The 17,211-nt window shown below is 42.7% G+C and carries 11 protein-coding genes; 5 read left to right on the forward strand and 6 right to left on the reverse strand.

The window, feature by feature from the left end:
• Positions 1-4: 4 nt before the first annotated feature.
• A complete protein-coding gene (gene gltS / locus CXF62_RS05860) occupies positions 5-1,279 on the forward strand; it encodes a sodium/glutamate symporter (protein WP_102093316.1) in 1,275 nt (424 codons plus the stop codon).
• A gap of 156 nt (positions 1,280-1,435) precedes the next feature.
• Entirely contained in the window at positions 1,436-2,299 is an 864-nt protein-coding gene (locus CXF62_RS05865; protein WP_102093286.1) for a TIR domain-containing protein, read from the forward strand.
• Positions 2,300-2,585: 286 nt separating this feature from the next.
• Here CXF62_RS05865 and CXF62_RS05870 read toward each other — a convergent pair whose 3' ends face one another.
• The 4 genes from CXF62_RS05870 to CXF62_RS05885 form a co-directional block, all read right to left on the reverse strand.
• Positions 2,586-4,094: an alanine/glycine:cation symporter family protein gene (locus CXF62_RS05870; protein WP_102093288.1), complete on the reverse strand. Its 1,509-nt coding sequence runs from the start codon at positions 4,092-4,094 to the stop codon at positions 2,586-2,588.
• Between the two features lie 608 nt (positions 4,095-4,702).
• The gene (glyA, locus tag CXF62_RS05875) at positions 4,703-5,959 is read right to left on the reverse strand and encodes a serine hydroxymethyltransferase (protein WP_057758295.1); all 1,257 of its coding nucleotides are present in this window, start codon (positions 5,957-5,959) and stop codon (positions 4,703-4,705) included.
• Positions 5,960-6,510: 551 nt separating this feature from the next.
• A complete protein-coding gene (locus CXF62_RS05880) occupies positions 6,511-7,011 on the reverse strand; it encodes a chorismate--pyruvate lyase family protein (protein ID WP_102093289.1) in 501 nt (166 codons plus the stop codon).
• Positions 7,012-7,110: 99 nt separating this feature from the next.
• Positions 7,111-8,508 carry a GNAT family N-acetyltransferase gene (locus tag CXF62_RS05885; protein ID WP_102093291.1) on the reverse strand — a complete coding sequence of 466 codons (1,398 nt, stop codon included), beginning with the start codon at positions 8,506-8,508 and terminating at the stop codon, positions 7,111-7,113.
• Positions 8,509-9,115: 607 nt separating this feature from the next.
• Between CXF62_RS05885 and CXF62_RS05890 the strand changes: the two genes are divergently transcribed.
• Positions 9,116-11,335, forward strand: coding sequence for an NADP-dependent isocitrate dehydrogenase (locus tag CXF62_RS05890; RefSeq protein ID WP_102093293.1), 2,220 nt, complete (start codon positions 9,116-9,118; stop codon positions 11,333-11,335).
• A 234-nt stretch (positions 11,336-11,569) separates the two neighbouring features.
• Here the strand turns inward: CXF62_RS05890 and icd are convergent, their stop codons facing one another.
• Positions 11,570-12,829, reverse strand: a complete 1,260-nt coding sequence (gene icd / locus CXF62_RS05895) for an NADP-dependent isocitrate dehydrogenase (protein ID WP_102093295.1) — start codon at positions 12,827-12,829, stop codon at positions 11,570-11,572.
• A 445-nt stretch (positions 12,830-13,274) separates the two neighbouring features.
• On the opposite strand from icd, the gene CXF62_RS05900 reads away from it, so the two are divergent.
• Together CXF62_RS05900 and CXF62_RS05905 are read left to right on the forward strand one after the other, a co-directional pair.
• Positions 13,275-13,889 (forward strand): pseudouridine synthase, encoded by a 615-nt coding sequence (locus CXF62_RS05900; RefSeq protein WP_102093296.1) that lies wholly within the window; start codon positions 13,275-13,277, stop codon positions 13,887-13,889.
• 213 nt (positions 13,890-14,102) lie between these two features.
• On the forward strand, positions 14,103-14,966 hold the full coding sequence (locus tag CXF62_RS05905) for a CopM family metallochaperone (RefSeq protein ID WP_102093298.1): 864 nt from the start codon (positions 14,103-14,105) through the stop codon (positions 14,964-14,966).
• A gap of 186 nt (positions 14,967-15,152) precedes the next feature.
• Here the strand turns inward: CXF62_RS05905 and CXF62_RS05910 are convergent, their stop codons facing one another.
• The gene (locus tag CXF62_RS05910; RefSeq protein ID WP_102093300.1) at positions 15,153-17,183 is read right to left on the reverse strand and encodes a M61 family metallopeptidase; all 2,031 of its coding nucleotides are present in this window, start codon (positions 17,181-17,183) and stop codon (positions 15,153-15,155) included.
• Between the last annotated feature and the right edge of the window lie 28 nt (positions 17,184-17,211).

Consider the following 17,211-nt stretch of genomic DNA (forward strand, 5'->3'; position numbering starts at 1 on the left):
ACCTATGGAGATTACTTTAAACGGTTATTACACCCTGATATTGGCCACCTTAGTGCTGCTGCTTGGGCGGTTTTTGGTGCGAAGAGTCAAGTTTTTAGAAGACTTTAATATTCCAGAACCTGTCGCAGGTGGCTTAGTCGCAGCGGTTGTGGTCTATATTCTCAATATGGTTTGGGGATATAGCTTCAACTTTCATCAAGGCTTACAGACCGCCACTATGCTAATGTTCTTTGCTTCTATCGGTCTGAGTGCTGATTTTAGTCGCCTAAAGGCAGGCGGCACACCATTATTGATTTTTACTATCGTTGTTTCAGTGTTTATTGTATTGCAGGACGTCGTTGGTGTGGCCATGGCAAGTGCATTGGGACTTGATCCTTTGCTCGGTCTAGTGACAGGTTCTATCGCTCTAACGGGTGGTCATGGTACAGCAGGCGCTTGGGGAATCACGTTAGAACAAGACTATGGTGTGGTCGGTGCGACTACATTGGGTATCGCGGTTGCTACTTATGGTTTGGTCGCGGGTGGTATTGTTGGCGGTCCTGTTGCCCGTCGCTTGATTAATCGACTTGGACTAAAACCAACGCCAGCTAACCCTGATCCTAGCGATATCGAAAAAGTTGCTGGTGCACAGTCGTTATATAGCACCAAACACGATGAGGAGTCTGCAGGTAGTAATAAAGATATCTTTGAAAGACCTGATAGCATGCGCTTTATCACCGCTTCTTCTACTATCGAAACCTTGGCACTATTCGCAGGTGCTTTGGCTTTTGCTGATGTAATGGCCATCGTTGCTGAAGGTACATGGTTTGAGCTGCCCACTTTCGTATGGGCGCTGGCAGGCGGCGTCATCATTCGCAATGTACTAACGATGGTCTTCAATTTTGAGATGTTTGATCGCTCGATTGATGTGCTTGGTAATGCGTCTTTAAGCCTATTTTTAGCGATGGCATTGCTGTCCCTGAAACTCTGGCAATTAACGGACTTGGCAGGTCCTGTACTGATCATATTGGTCGTACAGACCATCATTATGATTATCTATGTCTACCTCATTACCTTTAAAGTGATGGGCAAAGACTATGACGCGGCAGTATTATCAGCGGGTCATTGTGGTTTTGGTATGGGTGCAACACCGACAGCAATTGCAAATATGCAGGCAGTCACGGATCGCTACCTACCTTCACCTAAAGCATTTCTAATTGTACCAATGGTTGGTGCGTTCTTTGTTGATATCGTCAATGCCACGATCTTGCAGATTTTTACGAAGTTGCCGTTTATGTAGAATAGAAAGAAAAAATTATCTATCATAGATTGTCATGTGATTTGGCTTTACTATTGTAAGGTAAAGGCTACTAATACGGAACGTATAATATATTTTTACCTTAATTTGTAATCATAACTTACCTTCAAATCAAACATCAAAAACGGGTATTCATCTATGTATTATCATGTAATTTTGGAACTTGATGGTAAACATCATAAAAACGCATGGGATAAAATTGAAATAAAATCAGATATAGAGGACTTAGATAATTTAAAAGCTAAATTTTCTGAACCTTATCAAGTAGGACGCCCAATATTGATAAATGGTAGAACTATACCGATAGATCATATTGAGCGTTTAAGATTCTTTTCGAGTAATGATCCTAGTAATATTTTAGAAGCGCGACAGGCGACACAAAGAAAGGCTGAGGAAAGAGCATCTGATGTGGCATTTATAGGTTTTTATGAAAATTATTTAGAGTCAGCACTTTTGAAAGAAAAAGATATTACCGATGAATTGATTACGTATGCGAAAGGAACGAAAACCTCAACCTTGGCTGCAGAAGACCAAAAAAATGTGAGCTTACCAACTAAGGTTTTTATTGTTCATGGACACGATGACGCGCTTATAAACGAAGTCAAATCGTTTTTGCTAGCTCAATCCATCAAGCCAGTTGTACTTAGAGAGCAACATGATGCTGGTATCACGATCATAGAAAAGCTAGAACGCTATACCAAAGATCCATCGATTGGGTTCGGTATAGTTTTATACACACCTGATGACGAGGGAAAAGCAGTTGGCGCAGAAAGCTATCAATCCAGAGCCAGACAAAACGTTGTTTTTGAACATGGTTTGCTAATAGGATTATACGGTCGGGAAAAAGTTGTAAGCTTGGTAAAGAAGCAATCTAATATTGAAATGCCAGGTGATGTAAACGGTGTAATATACGCTGATCATGGTTCTGGAGATTGGCGTCTGAGTGTCGCTCATATGTTGAAAAAAGCTAATTACAGTATTGACTATAACGAAATAACTTAAATATTTTTAGTTGGGGACTCCTGACAACCTAAACTATGAACAATTAACAGATCACAAAAAACCGCCCTATCACAGGCGGTTTTTTGCATTATATAACTTGCAGCAAAATCTGATTACTACTGACTGCTTTTTTTCGTAAGTAGGCAATGCTTTACAGATCGCTTCTATTTAAAGTTTAACAGCTATCTAGCAAATAACAAGTACCAGCCATCGAAAAGCCCGCCAAGACTCATCTTGGCAGGCTTTTTTAATTATCAAGTTATAATAGATTGTTCAATCAAACCTATTATTTATACTTTTTAATTTCACCACTTTTCACACGCGCTATGAAAGAATTAACCTCTCTTTTCACAATTGGCATTAAGAAGTACAGGCCGATGATGTTAAAGATAGCCATAGCGAACAGAGCCGCATCTGAGAAGTCGATAACGAAGCTAAACTGTACGATGGTACCGATAACAACGAAGATTAAGAAGATAAGTTTGTATATCATCTCACCGCCTTTCCCTTCACCGAAGAGGTAAGTCCAAGCTTTTAGACCATAATATGACCATGAAATCATCGTTGAGAAAGCAAACAACAATACCGCGACAGCTAGGAAATACTGGAAGATAGGTGCCGTTTCCATGAATGCTGTACGGGTTAGATCCACACCAGTAAGCGCTTGGGTTTGTAAGTTTGCGGCAGTATTTACCCCAGAGATAGTAATAACAAGTGCCGTCATCGTACAGATAACAACTGTATCAATGAAAGGCTCTAATAGCGCTACTAGGCCTTCAGTAGCAGGCTCTTTGGTTTTTACTGCTGAGTGAGCAATAGCGGCTGAACCAACACCCGCTTCGTTAGAGAAAGTTGCACGTTTCAAACCTTGAATCAACGCGCCAATAAAGCCACCAGCCACGCCAGCACCAGTAAAGGCACCCGAGAAAATCTCGCCAAATGCAGTGCCGATATGATTAAAGTTAGCAATCAGTACGATTACCGCCATAGTAATGTACAACAAGGCCATAAAAGGTACGACTTTTTCGGTAACGGTTGCGATGCGCGGCATACCGCCAATGATAACCATACCGACTAAAAACGCTAAGCCAATACCAAAGAAAACACTGTAATCCGTTGGAATGCTAAAAGTAGAGCTCATGACTGCAAAGGCTTGGTTACCCTGAAACATGTTACCAGCACCAAAGGTCGCCAATATACACATGAGTGCAAAACCAACAGCCAGGAACTTACCTAATCCGCCCATACCACGTTCAGCCATACCGCGGCTTAGGTAGTACATAGGGCCACCTGATACGACGCCAGATGGTAGTACCGTACGGTATTTGACACCTAGCGCACATTCTACAAACTTAGTCGCCATACCGAATAGGCCGACCATAATCATCCAAAAGGTAGCGCCAGGTCCACCAATAGCGAGTGCTGCACCGACACCAGCAATATTACCAAGACCAACCGTACCTGACAAAGCAGTGGCTAGTGCTTGAAAATGGCTAACCTCGCCTTCTTCTTTGACAGCAGGGTTTGGATCAGTATATTTACCTCTGACAATATCTAGAGACAGGCCTATTTGACGAAACTGAATAAATCCAAAGTAAAAAGTGAATACGAGTGCGGCAACTAATAACCAACCCACAATGAGGGGGAAGCTGACGTCTCCAAGAGGTACTGAAAAGAAAATAAGGTCGACGAACCAGCCAAATATATTGGCCATAAAGCCATCGAGACCTGCTCCAAATGCTGCTAAACCTGATTGTTCTGCTGCTTGCGCAAGAGTCGTGCTGAGTAATAGCATCGTTGCGACTAAAGATTATTTTTTCATGTAAATCCCTTTAGTGAAAATAACATTTATATAATTATTCAATCAATTACAGCGATACTAGGGCGTGTCTTCAATTCACTCGATAGTCATCTAAATGGGCTAAAAATGGCTAAATCTTGCCAAACATCGTCAAATAGTTGGTCAATATCCCGATATTATCTGCGCTATTTTTCTTGTTTGGCGGCAATTTATCTCATTTTTATCACCATTTTTGAAATGAAGACACGCCCTAATACAAAGTGTAACTATTTATTATAATTTGTATTAGTATTATTACTAAATGTTCAATACTGACTATATACTAATAGTTTTGTATAAACAAAGAGATTTACATATTTTTCTTAATTAAACATCAACTTAGCTCCTTAAAACTAATAGCGGAACTCAATCAAGCTCACTACACTTATCGAAAAATGTCGGTAGTAATTTTCAGGTTAAATAACGGACTTAAATATAATTAAAAGAGCTCAATGGCAATATCAACATAGGTTTGCGTTACATGACATAATATTCATAGAGAGCAATAACAAAAAAACCGCTAAGCAAAAGCTTAGCGGTTTTTTTTATTACCTTTCTAAAGTTTACTGATTTTTAGCATAGACTGGTAATTCTGCACAAATCGCTTCTACTTTAGCGCGTACTTCAGTAGCAACCGCTTCATCACCGCGGCTATCTAGTACGTCACAGATCCAACCTGCCAACTCACCCGCTTGTGCTTCGTTGAAACCGCGAGTAGTAATCGCTGGCGTACCGATACGGATACCAGAAGTCACGAATGGTGATTTTGGATCGTTTGGTACAGCATTTTTGTTGACAGTAATGTGTGCTTCACCAAGCCATTTGTCCGCTTCTTTACCCGTCATTTCTTGCTTAACGAGGCTGATCAGCATTAGATGGTTTTCAGTACCACCAGAGATGACTTCATAGCCGCGCTCTTGAACCACTTTTGCCATTGCTTGCGCATTTTTCACTACTTGCTGCTGATACGTTTTGAAGTTATCTTCTAACGCTTCTTTAAAGCAAACCGCTTTTGCAGCGATAACATGCATCAATGGGCCACCTTGGTTGCCTGGGAATACAGCTGAGTTTAGCTTTTTAGCCAATACTTCATCACGCGCCAAAATCATACCTGAGCGTGGGCCACGTAGAGTTTTGTGCGTAGTCGTCGTAACCACGTCAGCGAAAGGTACTGGATTTGGATAAACACCGCCAGCAACTAGGCCTGCAACGTGTGCCATATCGACCAATAGATACGCGCCTACTTCGTCCGCGATGTCACGGAAACGCTGCCAATCAACTACTTGTGAATATGCTGAGAAACCCGCGATGATCATTTTTGGCTTATGCTCACGCGCCAAGCTCTCTACTTGATCATAATCAATAAGGCCAGTGCCATCTACCAATCCGTACTGTACGGCATTGTAGTTCAGACCTGAGAAGTTGATGTGGGCGCCATGCGTCAAGTGACCACCAGCGTCTAAGCTCATGCCTAGTACCGTGTCATTTGCTTCTAGCAATGCTAAAAATACGGCTGAGTTTGCTTGGCTACCAGAATGTGGCTGAACGTTCACATACTCTGCACCGAACAACTCTTTAGCACGGTCAATAGCCAATTGCTCAACTACGTCCACATGCTCACAACCACCATAGTAACGCTTGCCAGGATAGCCTTCTGCGTATTTGTTGGTAAGGTCAGTACCTTGTGCTTCCATCACTGCTTGTGAGCAGTAGTTTTCAGAGGCGATAAGCTCGATGTGGTTTTCTTGACGAACGCTTTCTGCGGCCATCGCTTCAGCAAGTACTGGATCAAAATCTTTGATAGAAATATCTTTAAACATAGTGATGTCCTAAGTAGTGACTGTCATTAAAAAACGTCATTGAAAAGAAGCTTATAGCCTGCCCACAATAAAACAACTACTGCGTCAACGTCGCTGAAGTACGCTTGATACCTCTGCACGCTGTTTTTCTGCAGTCTATTTTATGGTATGACCCTTATTGTGAATGGAGTCTATTAGCAAAGATTGAAATAAGAATAAATACAGGCGACTGACCTGTTATTAACTTGACTGATTCGTCAATAAAATCGATGTACATTTGCATCGATATCATCGCGAAAGATTAAGTGTAACATGAAAATTTGTGCTGTGAGCGCAAAAAAACCTCACCTTAAGATGAGGGAATTAAATGACTATATAACACAGATAAATAGCCAATAAAATAAAGGATTTACCCGCTGAATATTTTCACCAATATGCCTTCTTATGCTGTTTTAGGCATAAAATATTTTTAAGCGTTGCTAGATATAGTCAATTCAATTTAAAAGTAATACAAGGCAGCCGAGTGTAGATGTATATTAAATACATCAAGCGAGGTTAACCCAGTAATACTTTTATAGGTCGCTAGTTAAAAACGTAGGTAAGAACGTTTCACTGATCATAAGCGTGCGACCATACCAATCATAACGCGTTTGTCGTTGCCAACCGTCACTGGTATGACTGATAAAACGCTCATTTGGCAAAGTACGGCAACGCTTAAACAGCACATAGCCGATAGGGGTGTTTTTGAGTTGTTGAAGGCGGCGTGCTTGACCTTGCAAACTATATAGAGGGAAAATACTTTGGGCTTGTACCCATGGCGCGTCATCATAGCCATAGAGTTGTACCTCGCGTACCCATGCCAGCATCGGTCGTCCTAACATGCCACCTGTTATACCCAGCTGCTTTTTTTGACCTAAAGTCAGCGAACGATAGCCCTCAAAGCTGCGTTTTACACGCAGTGGCTGCCCTGCCTTCTCTTCTAATATCGCAGTGAGAGAACCTTCAGCAGTTAGCCAAGGTAAGAGTTCAGTAGGAGGTAAATCATTGGTAGAACTAAAAGAATTGCTGGTCATAGTTTATGGCTAGTATTTTTTAAAGAGTGTTTAACAGTTAAAAGGTGCTTGCAAATAGAAACAGAGTGAGTCACAGCTGATTACCGTGATGAAGCACTGCTATGAAGCACGGCCATCAAATTCAGGCATATTGTCTGCGTTAAAAGGCAGAGCTTCAAAGGCCTGCTGACGATACTGCGCCATGTGCAGCCGATCTCTGGCACAAAAATCGCCAATCGCCGGTACAAAACGCGGATCATAAATACGGTGGATAGAATGGGTCGTCGTTGGGACAAAACCACGTACTAGCTTATGCTCGCCTTGCGTACCAGGATCAAAAGATATCAATCCTTGCTCAATAGCAAACTCGATACCTTGGTAATAACACAGCTCAAAATGCAAGCTGTCATATTCACCGAGCGCACCCCAGTAACGACCATATAAGGTGGCATTATTATCGCCACCAACATTGTCACCACCAACATTGTCACCATCAGCCTTGTCGCTATCAGGTCTGTCATATAAGAACAAACTACTCGCGATAATCTCACCACTGGCGTCGAGTGCTTGTGCAAGCATTATATGCTCAGGCATGCTCACTGCCAATGCCATAAAAAAATCTATCGTCAAATAAGGCTGCTGTCCGCGTACTGCATAGGTCATCACATAACAGTGATAAAAAGCCTTCCAATCAGCATCGCTAATAGCATCGCCGCATTTTCGCTGGCAACTAATGCCCTGCTCGGCAACTTTACGGCGCTCAGCCCGAATGGTTTTACGCTTTTTGGCTTTTAAGGTCATCAAAAACGCATCAAAATCTGCAAATGGCTTACTGTCATTAAGCAAGTCTGTATTTTGCCATAAGAACTGGCAGCCTTGACGCTCAAATATCGGTAGCTCAATAGCAGCTGACTCTACGCCATTTTCTTGAGCCGCTATCGCAAGCTCTACATCAATTTCAGTTGGCATAGATGTGGTGACGATAGAGGCAAGCTCAGGTGTCACAAACAGTCCATGCCAGCTTGAGGCGCCCACTTGTTGAGCGATATCATCGATACCTGCGATGGCCGTTTTGAGGATAGCTTCATTCAAGGTTTCACCTTTGGCCAACCAAACTCTCTGACCAGTAATCGGTGTATACGGTGCGCTAGTGACCAATCGCGGATAATAATCAACGCCATAGCGTGTATAAGCTTCAGCCCATGCATGATCAAATACAAACTCACCGCGATGATGACCTTTTATAAATACTGGCATGACAGCCACAGGCTGCAATGCATTTTCTACCGCGTCATCTACTAAGGTATCGGTGTTATCTTCACTATCGGCACTATTAGTAGCATCAGCGACACGATGTACCAAAATAAATATCGGTAGCCAGCCTGCCTGCTCACCAATTGCTCCGGTGTCAGTCAAGGCTTGCCAAAAAGCAAATGACATAAAGGGGGTATCTGGCGTCTGCCACTCTGTTTGGCTCTGCCAGCTGGTATCATTAATCAGCGCATACTCTAAACTCATATTCACCGTCACTATTATAATCGCGATATATTTATCGATAACCAATCTATTGATGATCTAGACTAGCAAATTTTTACGTCATTGCTGTCACAATTTGCAAAAACTTATCCGCACCTAATAAAAAACCACCAACGATAACGCGGGTGGTTTGTACGACTGCGCTCATGGGCAGTAAGATCAATATAAAACGTCATGAATAAACAGTAGTTGTATGGAAAAGATGATATCGAAGCCGATGACTGGTAGAATAAGGTTGTTATTAGCTTAGTATAATTCGAAACCATAGGATACGAGCTAAAACAGTATACTTAGTTCATGGTATACGATTGACATCCTATCGGATTTATAGTGGATTGATTATAATGTAGCGTCAGTGATTCACTTTTAGGCAGTTTTGCACCGACCGTTAACGTGTTGCCTTTAAATGCTTTTTTCATGAATATTATTAAAAGAAAATGCCTGATCTGTCGTAAAGATTTCTAAGAAGCTACATATGAAGTACTTGTTCTAACCATATCATGGATTATTGCATAGTATCATTGACGCATATTCAACACTATATTTGAGCTTTATTATTAACTACAGCCTAAAGGAAGATCTAACTAAAATGTCAAAAATTATTTATACAAAAACTGACGAAGCCCCAGCGCTGGCGACTCTGTCGTTCTTACCTATTGTCGAAGCATTCACAAAAACAGCAGGCGTTGAAGTTGAAACCAGCGACATCTCTGTTGCAGCGCGTATATTGGCTGAATTCCCTGAATACTTGACCGAAGAGCAACGTGTTCCTGACAACTTAGCTGAGCTAGGTCGTCTGACTCAAGACCCAAATACTAACATCATTAAACTGCCAAACATCAGTGCTTCTGTACAGCAGTTAAAAGCTGCTATCAAAGAGCTACAGAGCAAAGGCTATGCCATCCCTAACTTCCCAGAAGATCCACAAACTGACGAAGAAAAAGAGCTACGCAAGCGCTATGGCAAAAGCTTAGGCAGTTCAGTGAACCCAGTACTGCGTGAAGGTAACTCAGATCGCCGCGCTCCTAAAGCCGTCAAAAACTATGCACGCAAGCATCCACACTCTATGGGTGAGTGGAAGCAATGGTCAAGCACGCACGTATCACACATGCATGGCGGCGACTTCTACGATGGCGAGCAATCTATGACATTAGATAAAGCTCGTACAGTACGTATGGAGTTGTTACTTGATGACGGTACTCAAAAAGTATTAAAGCCTAAAATTGCTTTGCTTGATAAAGAAGTCATCGACCTGATGGTCATGAGCAAAAAAGCACTATTAGAGTTTTATGAGCGTGAAATGGAAGATTGCCGCGAAGCTGGTATCTTATTCTCACTACACGTAAAAGCGACTATGATGAAGGTGTCGCATCCTATTGTCTTTGGTCATGCGGTTAGAATCTACTACAAAGAAGCTTTCGAGAAACATGGTGCATTCTTTGATGAGCTAGGTATCAACGTCAACAACGGTATGGCAGATCTATACGACAAGATCTCAACGCTACCAGCTTCAAAGCGTGAAGAGATTGAGCGTGATTTACATGCGTGTCAAGAGCATCGCCCACGTCTGGCAATGGTTGACTCTTCAAAAGGTATCACCAACTTCCATTCACCAAGTGATGTAATCGTTGATGCTTCTATGCCAGCGATGATTCGTAATGGCGGTAAAATGTGGGGTGCTGATGGCAAAATGTATGACTGTAAAGCCGTCATGCCAGAGTCTACCTTTGCGCGTATTTACCAAGAAATGATCAACTTCTGCAAATGGCATGGTAACTTTGATCCAAAAACAATGGGCACCGTTCCTAACGTTGGCCTAATGGCTCAAAAAGCTGAAGAATATGGCTCGCACGACAAGACTTTTGAGTCTAGCGATGCTGGTATTGCACGTATCGTCGATATTGATACTGATGAAGTATTACTCGAAAAACGTGTTGAGAAAGGTGATATCTGGCGCATGTGTCAGGTCAAAGATGAGCCTATCCAAGACTGGGTTGGTCTGGCTGTGCGTCGTGCACGCGAGTCTAACACACCTGTTATCTTCTGGTTAGACCCGTACCGTCCACATGAAAACGAGCTAATCAAAAAAGTTAGAACGTATCTAAAAGATCATGATACCACTGGCTTACATATCGAGATTATGTCTCAGGTTCGTGCGATGCGTTATACCCTAGAGCGTGTTGCTCGTGGTCTAGATACTATCTCTGCGACCGGTAACATCCTACGCGATTACCTAACTGACTTGTTCCCTATCCTAGAGCTAGGTACCAGTGCTAAGATGCTATCAGTTGTACCATTAATGAAAGGCGGCGGTTTGTTTGAAACTGGCGCTGGTGGCTCTGCACCGAAGCACGTTGAGCAGCTGACAGAAGAAAACCATCTACGTTGGGATTCACTTGGTGAGTTCTTGGCATTGACGGTATCTTTGGAGCATCTAGCAAACAACGATAACAATGCTAAAGCTCAAATCTTGGCAGACACGCTAGATACAGCAACAGAAAAACTGCTACTAAACGACAAGTCACCATCACGCAAAACTGGCGAGTTGGACAACCGTGGTAGCCACTTCTATCTAGCGATGTACTGGGCAGAAGAGCTTGCAGCGCAAGATAAAGATAGCGAGCTAAAGGCGCAATTTACACCATTCGCGCAAAAGCTAAAAGAGAACGAAGAAGCCATCGTTAAAGAACTTAACCAAGCTCAAGGCAAGCCAGTAGATATCAAAGGCTACTACTATGCTGATGAAGAATTGGCTAAGAAAGCAATGCGTCCAAGCGCTTTGTTTAATGAGACATTGGCATCGCTATAATTTTAAGCGATTGCTCTTAAACCATTAAACCTAATCGCCTTTGGTTTTTATACCCAGAAGTGATTAAGCGGGTTTAAGTCTTAGTACAAAACACCTCAACCGTTTTCGAACGTTGAGGTGTTTTTTTGTGTTTTCTAAAAGTTTTATAAAGAGTGAAATAAAAAAAGCCACCTATATAATCAGGCGGCTTTTGATACATAGTAATAAAATAGAATGCTGAGAGCTTAAGTAGTCTTATGCTTCCATATGCTTAATAATCGCCTTACCAAACTCCGAAGTACTCAATAAGGTAGCATCTGGCATCAGACGCTCAAAATCATACGTGACTGTTTTATTGGCAATCGCCCCTTGGATACCACTGATGACAAGATCAGCTGCTTCCGTCCAGCCCATATCACGAAGCATCATCTCAGCAGACAATATCAATGAGCCTGGATTTACTTTATTCTGACCAGCGTACTTGGGTGCAGTACCATGCGTCGCTTCATAAACAGCGATCGCGCCGCCTTTGTTTGCACCAGGCGCGATACCAATACCGCCTACTTCAGCGGCCAATGCATCAGAGATATAGTCACCGTTCAGATTAAGCGTTGCTACTACAGAATAGTCTGCAGGACGCATCAAAATCTGCTGCAAAAACGCATCAGCGATGACGTCTTTAATAATAATATCGTTACCCGTTTTTGGATTTTTCATAGTCATCCATGGACCGCCATCTAATGGTTCTGCACCAAAACGCTCTGCCGCTAGCTCATAACCCCAATCCTTAAATGCGCCTTCAGTAAACTTCATGATATTGCCTTTGTGCACTAGGGTCACATTTGGCAGATCATTATCAATGGCATGCTGAATCGCTTTACGTACTAAGCGCTGAGAGCCTTCTTTTGAGACAGGCTTGATACCGATGCCACAGTCTTCAGGGAAGCGAATACTGGTCACACCCATCTCATCTCTTAAGAAATTGATAACTTTTTTGGCATCATCGCTGCCCGCTTTCCACTCGATACCCGTGTAGATGTCTTCTGTGTTTTCACGGAAGATAACCATATTGGTCAGCTCTGGATGCTGTACTGGACTTGGCACGCCCTCAAACCAGCGTACGGGGCGTTGACAGACATACAAGTCAAGGTTTTGGCGTACTGCGACGTTTAACGAGCTAAAGCCACCACCCACTGGTGTGGTCAATGGACCCTTGATACTAATGACGTAGTCTTTTAGAATCTCTAGCGTCTCGCTTGGCAAATAGTCGCCGTCATATACTTTCGCTGCTTTTTCACCAAGATAAGTTTCCATCCAAATGATAGACTTCTTGCCGTGATACGCTTTATCAACCGCAGCATTGACTACTTTTATCATGACAGGCGTGATATCTACACCGATTCCATCACCTTCTACAAACGGAATAATCGGATGGTTGGGAACATTTAATGTTAGATCTGCGTTTACGGTCACTTTTTCGCCGTCTCTTGGCACGATAACCTTATCATATGACATAGATGATACTCCTTGGTTGTATGTTGGACGTCGCAAGCGAACTAGACACTTTGTTATGCTAACCGTTTTATTATAGTTTTAACGCTCTGAGCGCTTATCGGTTAAGCAAAGCTTTGATGAGTACGCCACTTGCGGCATTGATTTGAACAATATGAAAGATAGCTTTAAGCTAAAAAAATTAAAATAGAGACCCAAACAATGATTGCCGCTTGCAGATAGTAGATAGTAGATTTTTCTATATCAGAAATATAAATACCACTATTAGAATACGGATTTAGGATAACAGCAAATTTATACAAGCGCTGTCCTACTTTTGTAGCAGGTCATGTAGCATACAGCACATTAAATATATCGCCTTTAGTCTTGTCGCTTAATACTAGCTCTACATCACAAAACATACGCTACAATGATTCATTGTCCATCAAAAAATAGGAAACACCATTTTATGTCTACGTCTAGTCTCATTCTATTCAACAAGCCTTACGGCGTGCAAAGTCAGTTTAGAGATGACAGTAACAACGACCACACCACCCTATCGCAATACTTTACCGATAAGGCCTTGCGAGTTGCTGGTAGGCTAGATGCCACTTCAGAGGGCTTGCTGATTTTGACCGATGATGGTCGAGTTAATAAAGCAATTACTCATCCGCCAAAAGCCAATGCAGGGCGCAAACAAGGTAAAACTTATTTAGTACAAGTAGAAGGAACGCCTACTGCTGAGCAACTCAACAAGCTCAAACGTGGCGTGGTTTTAAAAGATGGTAAAACGCTACCTGCTGAGGTCAAACACGTCAGTGAAGATGAGCTACCGATGGTACTCTGGCAACGTAGTCCACCAATACGTGAGCGTAAAAGCGTACCGGACTCATGGCTAATGCTGACAATATATGAAGGTAAAAACCGCCAAGTCAGACGTATGACAGCGCACGTCGGTCTGCCTTGTCTGCGTTTAATACGTTGGTCAGTGGCAGGATTTGAGCTAGGTGATTTAGCTGTTGGGGAGTTTGTACGCGTTCATCTAACTAGCGAACACTGTCGTCAGCTAGGCATTTCTAGTTAGTTTAGATAGTTTTAAGCTTAGATACTGTTGATTAATTCACACTGTTTGGCTATTTAGCCACGAATATAAAGCTCTGACACTAATATATTACGACCTGTTAAACATAGTGTCTCGAATGGGTAAGGTTTATCTGCTAACATTCAGCACGTAATTGATTATGTATAATAAGTATTATCCATTTATCGTTTGGTTTTTTCACAATAGGGATATGTCATGATTGCTTCTCGTCGTTTTCTTTCGTTGGTCACTAGCATTTCTGCAGCGCTTGTATTGAGTGCCTGTCAGCCAACGACAGAGGACAACCAATCAAATCCTGCAGAAGAAACCTCACCACCAGTAACTGATATACCACATGCTGAGCATGACGATATGGCAGACGATACTCTAACAAATGACAGCGATAACAGTGTCAGCGATGAGTCTCAAATGAGCGATATGCTCAGAGACTATACGAGATCGATGACTAGAATGCATGACGAGATGATGATTGGTATGGGGTATAACGATCCTGATACCGCTTTCGCTAAAGGTATGTTGGGACATCATCGCGGCGCGGTAGATATGGCAAAAATAGAGCTCAAGTATGGCACTGATGAAGCGATGCGCCAACTTGCTCAAGACGTCATCACGGCACAGCAAGCTGAAATCGATGTCTTAAACAAGTGGTTGGCTAGCCATCCTGATGCTGCCAAACCTAAGCCAAATACTGTGGCGATGCAGCAAGCATATGCTAAAAGCATGGAAAATATGCATGGCGAAATGACTTTGGGTGTGGCTGATCCCGTGCCTGATATGGCATTTGCACGCGGTATGCTACCGCATCATATTGCCGCTGTTGATATGGCAAAAGTTCAGCTCGAATATGGGACAGATGAAGAGATGCGTCTGTTGGCGCAAGACGTCATTGATAACCAGCAAACTGAAATTGATGTGATGAAAAACTGGATTGCTGCGCTTGAGGCTGCAAGTAGCAACGAAGACGATAGTTCTGTAGATGAAAGTATTGAGCCTGAAACTACCGATAATAAGAATCCAGATAACTCAGATAATCTAGATAACAGAGCTAAAGAGCAGTAAACGTATATCTTCTCGCCAACCTCTGACCTATCGAGCATTTAAGTTGCTTGGACATATCTACGATATTAAAAGTTATTAAAAAACCCTCTTCTAAGCAGTATTGCTCGGAAGAGGGTTTTTTATATGGAAGGGTTTTTTATATGGAAGGGTTTTTCGTATGGAAAGGTATTTGATATAGCATCAAAGCTACCGCTTCATAACATTAAGCCATGTCTCCCAACCTGCCTCACTTTTTAATTGCTCATTATCATTCTCTAGAGTCTTATCTTCTTTTGCTAAGCGTAGGCTTACTTTATGAGGAGGTACTGCTCCAGTCATGCCAGTTGTCTCATCTCGCGGCTTCACTTTAGTTGTCGTTTCGGGTTGAACCTGAACACACATCAGCTCATCGCGACGGAATAAATAACATTCAACAGGGTGCGCTATATTAACCAAGGCGGTAAGTTGTTTCGTATCTGCTTTGATGCCGTCAATCGCGATAATAACGTCATGCGCTGAAATACCAGCTCTAGCCGCCAGACTATCTCGCATCACACGATTGACCTTGAGCCCAGCTGGCGTTTCGTTACATCGCATACCCCAAGGCACATGCTTGTCAGCCGTTTCTTTAGTATTCGCCTGTATTTTGACGCCGTTTGCCACTAGCAACGCTTCAATGGGCAGCTCTTCTACCCCATTGACATAACGGCGTTCAAAATCTTCCCATTCTGCTAGCGGCATAAACTGCTCAATGACTGAGCCCATGTCAGCACTACTGATACCAATTCGCTTACTGTCGTTCTGCTTAGCTTGAGTATAAAAAGCTTTGACCACATCAAACAAACGATAACGACCATCACTATTTTTGAGTAAGATTAGATCCAGACATAGAGCTACCAACGCGCCTTTATTATAGTAGCTGATACCTGCGTTGCCTGTATTTTCATCGGTACGATACAGCTTAATCCAAGCATCAAAACTTGATTCTGCTACACTTTGATTACCACGCCCTGGGGTCTGATAATAGCGATTGATTTGCTCGGCTAGCAGACGCAGATAATTGGCTTTATCAATCACACCTGACGCTTGCAACATAAAGTCATCGATATAAGACGTAAACCCTTCGAACACCCAAAGTAATGGCGTAAATGCTTCACGACGCAAATCGACATCGATCATGACATCAGGACGTACCGTCTTCACCCACCATGAATGAAAATACTCGTGACTGCACAAGCCTAAAAACCGCTGATAATCTGTACTTGGTAACTTTGGCTCATTAGTGCTGGGTAAGTCATTGCGCGGGGTGATAAGGCTAGTAGAGTTGATATGCTCAAGCCCACCATAGTCTTGACCGCTGGCAAAGGTCATAAAGGTATAATCGTTAAATGGCGCATCGCCTAACCAATCTACGTAGGTCTGACAAATCTGAGTAATATCCTGCTGCAAGCGACCTAGATTGGCATTCTGCTTACCCGACAGATAAAAACTATGATGTAGCGTCTGATGCTCATTATCATGAATGATAAAATCAAACTTTTCTTGTTCCGCGATTTCGAATGGATAATCAATCAGCTCGTGATAATTGGCTGCCTGTAACTTATAAAGGTGCTGACTGTTCGATGGCTGACTGTCTTTTTGCTGCTGATCAATCTGCAGGTGCGTAGCGTCCAACCCACAGGCCAACAGTACTTTGCTACTTTCTTTGTCTGCAAAAAATGTCTCGGGCACAATCAAGCTAACGTGGACAGGCGCTTGCTCTTGCCCTTCGACGGCGAGCGCAAGTGAGGTGAAATTACCGTAAAGTCGTTGCTGATCGACGTAGGCCGTACGCACAGACAAGTCATAGCAATAGACTTCGTACTCGACGATGACCCTCTGCCCTGCTTGCGCCGCTGGCAGCTGCCATGTATTTTTGTCGATTTTCTGCGCGCGATAAGTCTCTGGCTGCTCGTCACTATCCGCTGTTTGAGCCTCTACTATTTGATAATGTACCGCAGTGATGTTTCGAGCAAACTCGCGCATCAGATAACTGCCTGGTATCCACGCTGGTAACCAAAGCTGCGGCGCATCGATTACTGCTGTAAAGCTTAGTGATACATCGACCAGATGTTCAAAGAAACGGGCAAAATCAAATTGATAGCTTATATCAGCTATCGTTTTAGCCTTAGTAGCATTATGATTGGTTGAAACATTGCTCGCTAGTTGTTTAGTAGTGGTATTGGCAAATGCAGTCATCGTGTCTCTCATCCTTATTTTATAATTA

The sequence above is a fragment of the Psychrobacter sp. MES7-P7E genome, assembly GCF_002863645.1.
Classification (GTDB): domain Bacteria; phylum Pseudomonadota; class Gammaproteobacteria; order Pseudomonadales; family Moraxellaceae; genus Psychrobacter.